Source organism: Deinococcota bacterium, from assembly GCA_030858465.1.
Classification (GTDB): domain Bacteria; phylum Deinococcota; class Deinococci; order Deinococcales; family Trueperaceae; genus JALZLY01.
In genome coordinates this window covers 1-12765 of the sequence record JALZLY010000057.1, presented here as the reverse complement: position 1 = coordinate 12765, position 12765 = coordinate 1, and the positions used below count along the sequence as shown (strand labels likewise).

The window sequence follows — 12765 nt, the reverse complement described above, 5'->3', positions numbered from 1 at the left end:
CGGCAAGACCGCGGGCCGCGGCCAGAAGGGCCAGTCGAGCCGCAGCGGCTTCTCGCAGCGCGCCGGCTGGGAGGGCGGACGCTCGCAGCTCATCGCCCGCTTGCCCAAGCGCGGCTTCACCGGCCGGGGCTTCCAGTACCAGATCGTGAATCTGACCGATCTCGAGCGCTTCGAGGAGGGCAGCCTGGTGACGGCCCATACCCTTCACGACGTCGGCCTCATCCGCCACCCCGAAAGACCCGTCAAGCTCCTCGGCAACGGCGAGCTGACGGTCAAGGGTCTGAGCGTCGAACTCGACGCCTACAGCGCCTCGGCCGTCAATGCGATCGAAGGATCGGGCGGCAGGGTGAGCCGCCAGGAGCAGGCCGCTCCGGAACAGGGCTCAGAACAAGAATCGGGCGCCGCGGAAGCGCAGGGTATGCAACAAGAACAGGGCGCCCAACAAGAACAGGATGCCGTTCAAGAAGACCTGGCACAGGATCTGGCACAAGGTGGAGAGCAAGAGGAGCCCGCCTGATGCTTGGCGCCTTTCGCAATGCCCTGCTGATTCCCGACCTGCGCGCCAAGCTGCTCGTCGTCATCGGCCTTCTGGTGATCTACCGGCTGGGAGTCTTCATTCCGACTCCCGGCATCGACGTCGCCATTCTCCGCCAGGGCGGCTTCGGCCAAGGCGATATCTTTACCCTCCTTAACTTCATGACCGGCGGCAACTTCGAGGTCTTTTCGATCTTCGCCTTGGGCGTCATTCCCTATATCACCGCCAGCATCATCATCCAGCTGATGACCTCTACCTACCCGCCTTTGGAAAAGCTCCAGAAGGAGGGCGAGGAAGGGCGCAAGAAGATCCAGCAGTACACCCGCCTGGGCGCGACCGGGCTGGCGGCGGTGCAGGGTCTCTTCCTGGCGATCGCGCTGCTGGGGCCGAGCGGCGCTCTGCGCATCGGCTGGGAGAGCGGTCCCCTGTTCTGGTTCACGGTCATGGTCACCCAGGTGGCCGGCGTGACCCTGGTGATCTGGCTCGGCGAGAAGATCACCGAATACGGCATCGGCAACGGCATCTCGCTCATCATCTACGCGGGTATCGTGGCGGCCTTTCCCGGTGCCATCGCCCAGCAGTTCGCGCTCATCGGCACGGGCGAGGCCAACCTGTTTGGCATGATCATCTTCTTCCTGCTGCTGCTCTTTGCCATCGTCGGCATGGTGATGGTGCAGCAGGCCGAGCGCCGCATTCCCGTGCAGTACGCCCGCAAGGTGGTGGGCCGGCGCGTCATGGGTGGCCAGACCACCTACATCCCGTTGCGCCTCAATGCCGCCGGGGTCATCCCCATCATCTTCGCGGTGTCGATCCTGGTGATCCCCGGGACCATCATCGGCGCCTTTCCGGAGGTGTTCTGGCTTCAGCGCGTCGGCGACTGGTTCAACCCGGCGGTGTGGCAGGGGCTCATCACCCAGACCATCCTGATCATCCTCTTTACCTACTTCTACACCCAGATCACCTTCGACCCACGCCGCATCTCGGACAACCTGCGCGAGTACGGCGGCTTCATCCCTGGGGTGCGTCCGGGCCAGCCCACCACCGACCATTTACTGCGCATCACCACCCGCATCACCCTCTGGGGGGCGCTCTTTCTGGGCAGCGTCAACGCCCTGCCGCAGGTGCTCGGTTGGATCACCCAGACCGGCCAGCTCGCCTTCGTGTTCTCAGGGACGGGTCTACTCATCATGGTCGGCGTAGCGCTCGATACCCTGCGCCAGGTCGAGTCGCAGATGCTCATGCGTCACTACGACGGCTTCGTCTCCAAGGGCCGCATTCGGGGCCGCGGGAGGCGCTTTTAGTGCCGGACGAGCACCCAGCAGTTAAGAACCCGGCGGCCAAGGGTCCGGCAACCAAGGGTCCGGCGCCCAGAAACGAGGTCGTCTTGCTGATGGGCCCGCCCGGCGCCGGCAAGGGCACCCAGGCCGCCCATCTCGCCGAGGAACGCGGTCTCATGAAGCTGGCGACCGGCGACATGCTGCGCGACCACGTGAGGCGCGGCAGCGAACTCGGCAAGCGGGCCAAGGTGATCATGGACGCGGGCGAGCTCGTCTCCGACGACATCATCGTGGGCATGGTCCGCAGCACCCTCGCCGCGGAGAACAGCGTGCGGGTGCTCTTCGACGGCTTTCCGCGCACGCCCGCGCAGGCTAGGGCCTTGGACGACCTCTTGGAGGAGCTCGCCGCGCCCATCACCGCGGTGATCCTGCTCGAGGTCGACGAGGACGAGCTGGTGGCGCGGCTCGCCGGCCGCGCCCGCCAGGAGGGGCGCAGCGACGACAACGCCAACACCATCCGCCGCCGCATGCGCGTTTTTGATGAGCAGACCCGGCCGCTCATCGACTACTACGAGTCCAAGGGCAAACTGCGGCGCCTGAGCGGCGAGGGCAGGATCGAGGACGTGTCCGCCCGCGTCGAAGGGGCGCTGCCTTGATCCTGAAGCGGCCCGCCGAACTGGACATCATGGCGGAAGCGGCCGATGTCAACCGCGAGGCCTTAGAGGCGGTCGAAAGGGCCATTGCGCCCGGCGTGACCACCGCCGAGTTGAACGATGTCGCCGAACGTGCTATCCTTTTACGTGGCGGTAAGCCCGCTTTCAAGGGCTACCGCGGTTTTCCCGCGGTGCTCTGCACCAGTTTGAACGAGGTGGTCGTCCACGGGATTCCCGACCGTCGGCCGCTTCGCCCCGGTGATATCCTGTCGATCGACATCGGCACCTTTTACCGGGGTTATGCTGCTGACATGGCCAAGACCTACGCTATCGGCAAGGTCACCGGCCCCGTCCAAAGGCTGCTCGACGTGACGCAGAAGTCGCTCGAGGCCGGGATTATGGCAGCACAAGCCGGCAACCGGCTCGGCGATGTTTCCGCGGCCATTCAGGGCGTCATCGAGGCGGCAGGATTTTGGGCGGTTCGCGAGTTCGTGGGCCACGGGATTGGCACTCAGTTCCACGAAGCTCCCGAGGTGCCGAACTATGGTCGCGCGGGGACGGGCCCTGTTTTACGTCCCGGTCTCGTTTTGGCCATCGAACCCATGGTGACGCAGCGCTCTACCCGGGTGACGGTCATGGGCGACGGTTGGACGGCGCCCACCGCGGACGGCAGTCTCGCCGCGCATTTCGAGCACACCGTAGCGATCACCGACAGCGGTCCGCGCGTGCTCTCCCTTTGCAGTCCCGCCCTCACTACAGGAGGAAGCTATGGCGCGTAAACGATCCGGTGGCAAACGGCGACCTCCCAAAGCGGAGCGGGAACGCCCCGAGGGCACCGTTCAAGACACCATCAGGACCGAAGGCGTGGTCTTGGAGGCCAGGCCCAACACCACCTTTATGGTGCAACTCGACGCCGGGCCGGAGCTCTTGGCTCACGTCGGCGGCAAGATGCGCCGCAACTATATTCGCATTCTCCCGGGCGACCGGGTCGTTCTGGAAATCAGCACCTACGACCCCGAAAAGGGTCGCATCGTTTACCGGAAGTAAGGAGAGAGCATGAAAGTTCGTGCGTCCGTCAAACCGATCTGCGACAAGTGCAAGATAATCCGCCGCCACGGCAAGGTGTTCGTCATCTGCCCGGTGAACCCCAAGCACAAGCAAAGGCAGGGCTAAGCACCTGCTGTTTGAGCAAGCTCAAACAGCAGGTTAAGGATAAACCAAGGTATAAACCAAGGTATGAAAACAGTGTCAAGCTGGAGGTACGTGAATAATGGCTAGAATCGCAGGCATCGACCTTCCTAGAGAAAAGCGCATCGAGTACGGCCTCACCTACATCTACGGCATCGGCCTCCACCGCGCCCAGACCGTCCTCGACAAGGCCGGTGTCAGCCCCGACACCCGCGTCAAGGATTTGGCCGAAAATGAGGTCATCAAGCTCCGCGACATCGTCGAAAAAGAGTACAAGGTCGAGGGCGACCTGCGCCGCGAGATCCAGCTCAACATCAAGCGCCTGATGGACATCGGTTCCTACCGTGGCCTCCGGCATCGCCGCGGCCTGCCGGTGCGCGGCCAATCGACCAAGACCAACGCCCGGAGCCGCAAGGGCCCGCGCAAGACCGTCGCCGGCAAGAAGCGGGCGGCGAAGAAATAAATTCAAAATCGGAGGTCGAAGATTTTGAACCTTCGACCTTTGGCCCTTAAGGAGAAACCATGGCCAAGGCAGCGACAAAAACTAAGACCAAAAAGCGCGTCAGGCGCAACCTGACCGAGGGCAAGGCCTTTATCCACGCCTCGTACAACAACACCATCGTGACCATTACCGACATGGAAGGCAACACCGTAGCCTGGTCCTCGTCGGGTTCGATCGGCTACAAGGGCTCGAAAAAGGGCACCCCCTACGCCGCCCAGCTCGCCGCCGCCGACGCCACCCGCAAGGCCCAGAACTACGGGGTGAGCCAGCTCGACATCGTGGTGCGCGGTACCGGCTCGGGCCGCGAGCAGGCCATCCGCTCGATCCAGGGAACGGGCGTCAACGTCCGCTCGATAATCGACGACACCCCCACGCCTCACAACGGCTGCCGCCTGCGCAAGCGCAAGCGGATGTAGCAGCAGTTCAAGTTTTCAACCTTCATTTTCAACTGGTTTAAAGGAACTGGTTTAAAGGAGATCAATGTCACGTTATACAGGACCCGTTTGCAGACTGTGCCGCCGCGAGGGCACCAAGCTTTACCTGAAAGGCGACCGCTGCTACAGCGCCAAGTGCGCCATCGAAAAGCGCCCCTACCCGCCCGGCCAGCACGGCCAGCGCCGTGGCCGCAAGCCGAGCGACTTTGCGGTGCGGCTGCGCGAAAAGCAAAAGCTCCGCCGCTTTTACGGCGTGAGCGAAAAGCAGTTCCGCGGCCTCTTCGACGAGGCCAGCCGCCGCGAGGGCGTCACCGGCGCCAACTTCTTGGCGCTCCTGGAGAGCCGCCTCGACTCCGTGGTGTACAGGCTCGGCATCGCCTCCTCGCGCGCCCAGGCTCGGCAACTCGTCAACCAGGGCCATGTCCACGTCAACGGCAAGCGCTTGGACATCGCCAGCTACCAGCTCACGCCCAACACCGAAGTGACCGTCAGCCCGGCGGCCAAGAAGTTCGACTTTATCCGCAGCAACGTTGAGGCCGGCCGCCGCCGCAAGATGAGCCCCTGGCTCGAGTTCGAGCCCGACGAGCTGAAGGGCCGCTTCCTGCGCCCGCCCGCCCGCGAAGATCTGATGGTCCCCGTCAACGAACTCCAGGTCATCGAGTACTACTCGAGGTAAGCGAATTTCAACATTAAAAATTGAAGATTCAAAATTTTAAATCTTTAATCTTCAATTTTTAATCTTTTCTGAGGAGCCACTGTGCAAATCAAACCCGAACTAAAGCGCACCGTCAGCGACAAGTACGGCGAATTCGTGGTCGAGCCGCTGGTCCGCGGCTACGGCCAGACGCTCGGCAACCCGCTGCGCCGCATCCTGCTCTCGTCGATTCCCGGCTTCGCGGTCACCAGCGTCTATATCGAGGACGTCTTGCACGAGTTCTCGACCATCGACGGCGTCAAAGAGGACGTCATGCAGGTAGTCATGAACCTAAAGGAACTCGTCGTCAAACTGCACGACAACGACCCCGTCACCCTGATGCTCCGCGCTGAAGCGGAGGGCAAGGTGACCGCGGCCGACTTCGAGGTTCCCGCCAGCGCCGAGCTTATCAACCCCGAGCTTCACATCGCCACCCTGGCGGGGGGCGGCAAGCTGATCATGGAGGTGCGCGTCGATCCCGGCGTCGGCTACGTGCCCGCCGACCTCCACGCCACCAAGGACCGCATCAACTCGATTCCCGTCGACGCGGTCTTCACCCCGGTGCGCCGCGTCGCCTACCGCGTCGAGGACACCCGCGTCGGCCAGAAGACCGACTTGGACCGCCTCGTCCTGCGCGTCTGGACGGACGGCAGCGTCAGCCCCGAGAGCGCCCTCGACCAGGCCGTGGACATCATGCGCAGCCAACTCTCGGTCTTCAGCGGCGAGGCCGTCGAGACCTTGGAGGACGCACCCATACCCGCCTTGGCGACGACGCTGAGCCGCAGCCCCGAGCCTAGCCCCGCCAAAGGCGAGGCGGGCCAGATGGGCTTAGAGAGCCTCAACCTGTCGAGCCGCGTCCTGCACTCCTTGCAGGAGGAGGGCATCGACTCGGTGGAGGCGCTCCTGGCGCTCTCCGAACGCGACCTCAAGAAGGTCGGCGGGGTCGGCGACAAGTCGCTCGAGGAGATCAAAGAACGCCTCACGGCGCAGTCGCTCGAGCTAAAGGAGTAATCGCCCATGCCGCTTGTCAGCGGCACCACGATGGATGAAAATGCGAGCCATTTTCAAAGGAAGCAGTTCAGTGTTCAGCCATCAGCGCGAAAATCTGTGCTGACGGCTGAGCGCCCTACCAGGTCTGGATTCACTCCGGCCGCGACATTCGAGGGAGCAACAAACGATGAGACACCAAAAGAGCGGACGCAAGCTCAACCGTCACAGCAGCCACCGCACCGCCTTGGCCCGCAACCAGGCGACCCAGCTCCTGCGCTACGGCCGCATCGAAACCACCCTGACCAAGGCCAAGAACCTCAGGCCCTACGTCGAAAAGCTCATCACCACCGCCAAGGGCGGCGACCTTCACGCGAGGCGCCTCGTCGGCCGCGAGATCCACGATCAAGCCGTGGTTCGCAGGCTCATGGACGACATCGCTCCGAGCTTCGCCGCGAGGAGCGGCGGCTACACCCGCATCTACCGGCTCGAGGCCCGCCGCGGCGACGCTGTCCAGACCGCGCTGATCGAGCTCGTCGGCTTTGACGACGCCTAAGGGCAAGCACCTTGAAAAGGGACGCGGCTTGCCGCGTCCTTTTGTCGGGTCGCATGTTTGTTGGACGCAGGCTGCTGGATTGCAACTGCCCTGGATCTCAACCCAGCGCCAGGGCGATGACGCCCACGACCATCCCGCTGGCGGCGAGGAGACGGCGCCTGACGTCGCCCTCCGCCAAGAACCGCGCGCCCAGCGCCGCGCCGATCAGGATGCTAACTTCGCGGGCGGGGGCGACGTAGCTCACCGGGGTGGCGACCATCGCCGTGAGCACCAGCAGGTAGGAGAGCGGGCTCAAGGCGGCGACGGCGATGACCTCGAGGCGGTGACGCCGCCACAGCGCTCCGACCTCGCCCCGGCGGCGCCAGGCCAGCGGGGTGAGCAGCAGCGCGCGGCCCAGGTTGGCCGCCCAGTCGTAGAGCAGCGGCGGGATCAGCAGGGCGCTCACGGCGTGCTTGTCCCAAAGCGTATAGGCGGCGATGAAGAGGCCGGTGAGCAGGCCGTAGCTGAGGGCCTGGCGGGCGTCCGGCGTGGTGTTGCGCAGAACGCGCACGCCTCCGGCCAAGACGAAGACGCTCAGCACGATGAGCCCGGTGCCGAAGAGCGCCAGCGGCGTCGGCCTCTCCGCAAAGAGCAGAATCGCCCCTACGGTGGCGAGCAGCGGCCCGGTGCCGCGCGCCAGGGGGTAGACGAGCGACAGGTCGCCGAAGCGGTAGCCCCGTTGCAGGCTGACGAAGTAAGCGAGGTGCAAGAGGGCGGTGCCGGCGATGAAGAGCAGCTCGAGCGGGCCCAGCGCGGGCCTTTGCACAACGACGAGGACGAGGACAGGCGGGGCGTAGAGCGCACTAGCCAGCGCAGCGATGAGCCAGACAAAGCCGGCACCGCCACCGACGCGCTTGGCGAGCAGGTTCCAACTCGCGTGGACGACGGCCGCTGCCAGGATGAGGCCCAGGGCAAAGAGGGTCATGAGGCTCCGTTCTTGGCTGCCGCACAGGCAACGAGAGATGCGGGCCTCCAGGCTTTTATCCCTTCAGGTGTCGGTCCCTACCGCTAGACCGTGGTGCCGCTCGGTCCAGCCCTCCTCGGCCTGGGTGAGGACGAGGAGCGGAACCCTAGGCACAGACGTGCAGGAGTATATCACACGGCATTTGCCCACGGTGAGGTTTACAAGTCGGAGCCGCTGCGATAGACTCCTGTCATGACCCTGGCTCGAGCTACCTGACTTGCGGTAGGCAGCGCGCGTACCGCACGGCCGATGACCCCCTCGTGGTGTGGTCGTTTTTATTTTGTTTTAGGCCGCCATGCGCCAGAGTCGGACAGAAGAGATCGCACAGGGCCGCTGCGGTCCAAGAGGATTGGAGACTTATGGAAGGCTTGCCGTTCGAGCGACGCTTCGTCGGGAAAACCCGGTGAAGCCGGTGCTCCTGCTCACCCCGGGGCCGACGCCCCTGCACCCGCGGGCGCTGGCGGCGCTCACCTGGCCCATGCGCGGCCACATGGACCCCGAGGTCTTCGCCTACAACGACCGCATCGTCGCCGACCTGCACGCGCTCTACAAGACCGCGCCGGGCGCCTTTACCAGCCTGCTCTCGGGCACGGGCTCGCTCGGCATGGAGGCGGGCTTCGCCAACCTGCTCGAGCCGGGCGACAGTGTGCTCGTCCTCAGCAACGGCGTCTTTGGCGAGCGCATGGTCGAGATGGCCGCGCGGCTCGGCGCCCGCGTTCACCCGCTCCGCTTTCCGAGTGCTGCGCCCGTCGAACTCGAGGCGGTGCGCGAGGCCGCCCTGCGCCTGCGCCCTAAGCTGATCGCGCTCGTCCACGGCGAGACCAGCACCGGCGTCCTCAACCCCGTCGCCGAGGTCGCCGAGGTCGCCCGCGAGGTGGACGCGCTTCTCTCCGTCGACGCGGTGACGACGGTCGGCATGCTCCCCTTCGAGATGGCCGGCTGGGGCGTGGACTACGCTTACACGGGCTCGCAGAAGTGCCTGTCGGCGCCGCCGGGGGTGGCGCCGGTCGCCTTTAGCGCCCGCGCGCTGGCGACGATCCGGGCTCGCCGCAGCGCCGTCAGCACCTGGTACAACGACGCCTTGGGCATGCTCGAGTACTGGCAGCCGGAAGGGAGCGGCCGCAAGTATCACCACACCGTGCCCGTCCAGCTCCACTGGGCCATGGGCGAGGCCCTGCGGGCGGCGCTCGAGGAGGGCGTGGCGGCGCGGACGGCGCGCGCCGCCCTCGTGGGCCGGGCCGTCCTGGCAGCGTTAGCGAGCGCCGGCTTCGCCGCTTACGTGCCCGCAGCTTACCGCCTGCCCACCGTCTTAGCGGTCACCCTGCCGAGGGGGCTCGACGACGCGCGGGTCCGCCACAGCCTGCGCCACGACCACCTCATCAGCGTGACGGGCGGGCTGGGCGCGACGGCGGGCAAGCTCTGGCGCCTCGGCCTGATGGGCGAGGCGGCCCGCGCCGAGCATTATCTGGTGCTCATGGAGGCGCTGGCCGAGCTGCTCGGCGCGCGCGAGCTGCCGGCGGTCTTCGAGGCCGCCCTCGGCCGTCCGGCTGTCGCCGCGGCCGCGGCCGATTAGACTATGACGACCGACCGTCTCAAGATCGACGCAGGCCTTGTCGTCGCCTATCAGGACGGCGAGCACCGCATCCTCAGGGACGGCTGCATCGTCCTCGAGGGCGACGGCGTCCTCCACGTCGGCAAAGGTTTCGGGGGCCGGGTGGACCGCGAGCTGGACATGAGGGACCGGCTGGTGACGCCCGGCCTCATCAACGTCCACACCCACCTGAGCGAGTCACCGCTCGACAAGTCGCTCATCGAGGACGTGGGCAAACGGCAGTTCTCGCTCTCGAAGCTCGCTGACCTCCTGCCCGCCCGCGGCCGGGCCATCGACGAGGCGGGCCGCCGGGCCTGCGTGGACTACGCCGTGGCCGAGCTCATCCGCACCGGCACCACCACGGTGATGGAGCTGGGCCCCATCGGCGACTACGTCGCGGACGCCGCCGAAGCGGCGGGTCTACGGGCTTACATCGCCGACGGCTACCGCTCGGCGCGCTGGCACACCAAGGACGGCCGCACCGTGCAGTACGAATGGGACGAGGAAGCGGGCCGCGAGGGCTTGCGCAAGGCGGTCGGGCTCATCGAGCGACTCCAGGGCCGCGCCGGGGGCCGCATCCAGGGCTTTCTCTCGCCCATGCAGGTAGACACCTGCACCGAAGAGCTCCTCCGGCTGAGCCGCCGGGCCTCGGACGAACTGGGGGTGCCCTTGGCGCTCCACGCCAGCCAGTCGGTCTTCGAGTTCGACGAGATGGTCCGGCGCACCGGCATGACGCCGATCGAGTGGCTCGATGCCATCGGCTTTCTGAGCGAATGGACCATCCTCGGCCACGCCATCATGATCGCCGGGCACTCCTGGGTGCAGTTCGCGGGCGACGACCTTCCCCTGCTGGCCGCCGCGAGGGCCTCGGTAGCGCACGCGCCTTGGGTCTTCAACCGCGGCGGGCTGGCGCTCGAGTCCTTCCCCAAGTACCAAGACGCCGGCGTCAACCTCTGCTTGGCGACCGACAGCGCGCCGCAGTCGATGCTCGAGGCGCTGCGTTGGGCGGCGGTGGTGGGCAAGATCATGCACCGCCAGGCCGAGCGCGCCACCGCGGGCGACGTGTTCAACGCCGCTACCCTGAACGCCGCCAAGATGCTCCACCGTGACGATCTGGGCCGCATCGCCGCGAGCGCCAAGGCCGACCTGCTCTTCTGGGACCTCGGCGGCATGTTCATGACGCCGCTGCGCGATCCCATCAAGAACATCGTCTACAACGCCCAGGCCGAGGACCTTAAAGAGGTGATGGTGGACGGCGCCTGGGTGATGAAGGACGGCCGCGTCCTGAACGTCGACGAGGCGCTAGTGACCCAAGAGCTGCAAAAGGCCGGCGAGCGGATGTGGGCGGCGATGGGACCGGGCGACTGGGCGGGGCGCGGCGTGGACGCGCTGTCACCGCCGACGTTCAAGCCTTTCGAGGAGCGAAACGTTTAGATTAGTTTAGATCAGAGGCTGACCTTGACGGCTCACCGTTCGCTCAATTCAAGGACTGCTTCTAGAGAATGTGGAGCAAAGCGCGAGTAGAGGTCAGGCGAGAGGCCCAACAGCGTCAAGATACGCGCTTGCACCTTGTTTAGAGGCGTGACGTGTGTGCTGATCCACCCTGCCTGGTCGATAACCGTGAGGGTCAGCCCGGTGAGCGCCTGAAGCATCATTTCGGCAGTGGGTCTGGCAGTGGCACGTTTGGCATTACCTGGGTAGATGCCTGAAAGCTTCTCCCGCTGCGCCTGCAGCTGCCGCCTGACCGAAAACTCCAGCAGGGTAAGCAGGCGCAGCCCGATCATCAACAGGCGGATGAGTCCCTTGACACGCTCATCGGTTTGTAGGTATACAGGCGTCAACGACAGCGGTTGACCCTTCAAGCGGCCGATGTCACGCTCGACCAGGTACTGTGCGCGGTAAGCCAGCTGCGCCTGGGTCAGAGATAACTGTTCAGCCTCCTGATTGGTGACGTAGACCCGCCAGCCCAAACAGCGCTCCGCCTCAGCTAAAGCTGCTTGGTCAACATGCGCCGTGACCGTGATGCTGCGCTCTTCTCTCACTCCTGCGGGCCGGTCACCATAGCGGCGCAGAGCGTGCTCTACGACATGGCAGCTGAGCTGCAAGCTGACGAGTTTCGTCACGCGCTGCTTGCTTAGCACGTGCTCGGCTGCTTGCCGCAGTTCAGCCTCATCACAGTAGCGTTTTCTACCCTGCCCTCGGTGGTTAAGTGCAGCCACTGCCTTCGTGGCCTTGTCCACGCGCGCCCGCAACGAGCACTGCTGAGACTCGGCTAATTGGAGCGAGCGCAGCAACAGACGCCTCTCCAACCAGCTGAGGCTCTTGTCTGCCAGTAAGGCGCTTTGGGACACGGTGATTTCAAAGCCCTCGGCAATCGGCTCGGCGACCGTCTGCTGCTCGACCGGCCCATAGATGGGCGTTACGTCTTGAGCTCCGCTCCAAACCGGCCCCAGCAACTCGGCCAGTTTGGTCTCGGGCATCTGCACCGCGCTCAAGGGGCACAAGTGGTAATCACCACTGCTCGCCACATACGCCCGAGTCGCCAAAGAGGCCATCTTGCTGTCGCCAATGTAGGTCACCCCCCGCCGCCCAAGTGCCGCTTGCACCCGTTTGATCTCAGGCGCGTACAAAGGGTCATCCGCCCGCTCCCCGGACACCACCGTCGTGGTCAGCGGCAAGCCCAAGGGGTCGAGTGCCGAGAAGTTGATCTTGACCTGTGGCAGATCGGGCCGGTGATCTTTGCTGTGGCCAAACTGGAAGAGCCCTTCCTCAGTCACCCCCACATAGCCCTTGGCGGTGGTGCTGTCGATCCGCACTTGCTCCGCCTTGAGGTCATAAACGCGCAAGGTCCGCTCCGTCAAAGTGTAGGGCCACTAGGCCCCCGCTAGTGCGGGTACTACGCTGCGCTCGAACTCGTTCCAGTTGTCATCGTTACTCAAGTGGTCGAGCACCCGTGCCAGCCGGTCGAAGTGCCCTGCAAAGCGGGTATCACTGAAGTCCAACGCCCGTACCTCCTGGCCGAGGCACATCGCAAGGCTCATCAAGCGCTCGCCTGCCCAACCTTGCACGTGACTCAGGCGGTGGTTGGCTTGCGAAAGGATAAAGCTCAGCCATACGCTCGTCACCTTCCCCAAGCTCAATCCCTGCCAGTTGCCGTGGGTGGGGAAGTGCTTGTCCAACAGCGCAGTGACTTGCAGTTTGTCGAGAATGTGCCCTGTGAAACGGGTATGGGCTAAAAGCACCGGGATATCATCCAATCGTTCGTTGCTGAGGCTAAGATCTTCGCTCATGATCTGAGCTTACGTCCATTCTTGGAAGTGGCTGTCGATTTGAGCGAACGGTGAG

General features: G+C 64.9%; 16 protein-coding genes. 13 read left to right on the top strand and 3 right to left on the bottom strand.

Translation table 11 applies throughout. The features are described 5' to 3' along the window. The 11 genes from rplO to rplQ form a co-directional block, all read left to right on the top strand. On the top strand, window positions 1–517 hold a 517-nt coding region (gene rplO, locus M3498_02920), incomplete at its 5' end, for a 50S ribosomal protein L15 (GenBank protein ID MDQ3458250.1). Continuing rightward, complete coding sequence (gene secY / locus M3498_02915) at window positions 517–1836, top strand: preprotein translocase subunit SecY (GenBank protein ID MDQ3458249.1); 1320 nt, start codon at window positions 517–519, stop codon at window positions 1834–1836. The genes rplO and secY, both read left to right, overlap by 1 nt. 89 nt (window positions 1837–1925) lie before the next feature. Continuing rightward, window positions 1926–2468: an adenylate kinase gene (locus M3498_02910; protein MDQ3458248.1), complete on the top strand. Its 543-nt coding sequence runs from the start codon at window positions 1926–1928 to the stop codon at window positions 2466–2468. Beyond that, the gene (gene map, locus M3498_02905; GenBank protein MDQ3458247.1) at window positions 2465–3244 is read left to right on the top strand and encodes a type I methionyl aminopeptidase; all 780 of its coding nucleotides are present in this window, start codon (window positions 2465–2467) and stop codon (window positions 3242–3244) included. Before M3498_02910 ends, map begins: the two co-directional genes overlap by 4 nt. Continuing rightward, window positions 3234–3512 (top strand): translation initiation factor IF-1, encoded by a 279-nt coding sequence (gene infA, locus M3498_02900; protein ID MDQ3458246.1) that lies wholly within the window; start codon window positions 3234–3236, stop codon window positions 3510–3512. Before map ends, infA begins: the two co-directional genes overlap by 11 nt. Window positions 3513–3521: 9 nt before the next feature. Beyond that, window positions 3522–3638: a 50S ribosomal protein L36 gene (rpmJ, locus tag M3498_02895; protein ID MDQ3458245.1), complete on the top strand. Its 117-nt coding sequence runs from the start codon at window positions 3522–3524 to the stop codon at window positions 3636–3638. Window positions 3639–3735: 97 nt separating this feature from the next. Next, window positions 3736–4116 carry a 30S ribosomal protein S13 gene (gene rpsM / locus M3498_02890; protein MDQ3458244.1) on the top strand — a complete coding sequence of 127 codons (381 nt, stop codon included), beginning with the start codon at window positions 3736–3738 and terminating at the stop codon, window positions 4114–4116. A gap of 59 nt (window positions 4117–4175) precedes the next feature. Continuing rightward, window positions 4176–4571 carry a 30S ribosomal protein S11 gene (gene rpsK / locus M3498_02885; protein MDQ3458243.1) on the top strand — a complete coding sequence of 132 codons (396 nt, stop codon included), beginning with the start codon at window positions 4176–4178 and terminating at the stop codon, window positions 4569–4571. Between the two features lie 64 nt (window positions 4572–4635). Further along, complete coding sequence (gene rpsD, locus M3498_02880; GenBank protein MDQ3458242.1) at window positions 4636–5265, top strand: 30S ribosomal protein S4; 630 nt, start codon at window positions 4636–4638, stop codon at window positions 5263–5265. A gap of 81 nt (window positions 5266–5346) precedes the next feature. Then, the gene (locus M3498_02875) at window positions 5347–6294 is read left to right on the top strand and encodes a DNA-directed RNA polymerase subunit alpha (protein MDQ3458241.1); all 948 of its coding nucleotides are present in this window, start codon (window positions 5347–5349) and stop codon (window positions 6292–6294) included. Window positions 6295–6460: 166 nt separating this feature from the next. Next, window positions 6461–6826, top strand: a complete 366-nt coding sequence (gene rplQ, locus M3498_02870; GenBank protein ID MDQ3458240.1) for a 50S ribosomal protein L17 — start codon at window positions 6461–6463, stop codon at window positions 6824–6826. A gap of 97 nt (window positions 6827–6923) precedes the next feature. Here rplQ and M3498_02865 read toward each other — a convergent pair whose 3' ends face one another. Beyond that, window positions 6924–7790 (bottom strand): DMT family transporter, encoded by an 867-nt coding sequence (locus M3498_02865; GenBank protein MDQ3458239.1) that lies wholly within the window; start codon window positions 7788–7790, stop codon window positions 6924–6926. Between the two features lie 442 nt (window positions 7791–8232). Between M3498_02865 and M3498_02860 the strand changes: the two genes are divergently transcribed. Both M3498_02860 and M3498_02855 read left to right on the top strand, forming a co-directional pair. Beyond that, window positions 8233–9402 (top strand): aminotransferase class V-fold PLP-dependent enzyme, encoded by a 1170-nt coding sequence (locus tag M3498_02860; GenBank protein ID MDQ3458238.1) that lies wholly within the window; start codon window positions 8233–8235, stop codon window positions 9400–9402. A gap of 3 nt (window positions 9403–9405) precedes the next feature. Further along, window positions 9406–10854 carry an amidohydrolase family protein gene (locus tag M3498_02855; protein ID MDQ3458237.1) on the top strand — a complete coding sequence of 483 codons (1449 nt, stop codon included), beginning with the start codon at window positions 9406–9408 and terminating at the stop codon, window positions 10852–10854. A gap of 32 nt (window positions 10855–10886) precedes the next feature. Here the strand turns inward: M3498_02855 and M3498_02850 are convergent, their stop codons facing one another. After that, window positions 10887–12266, bottom strand: coding sequence for a transposase (locus M3498_02850; protein ID MDQ3458236.1), 1380 nt, complete (start codon window positions 12264–12266; stop codon window positions 10887–10889). A 27-nt stretch (window positions 12267–12293) separates the two neighbouring features. After that, window positions 12294–12710: a hypothetical protein gene (locus M3498_02845; GenBank protein ID MDQ3458235.1), complete on the bottom strand. Its 417-nt coding sequence runs from the start codon at window positions 12708–12710 to the stop codon at window positions 12294–12296. Between the last annotated feature and the right edge of the window lie 55 nt (window positions 12711–12765).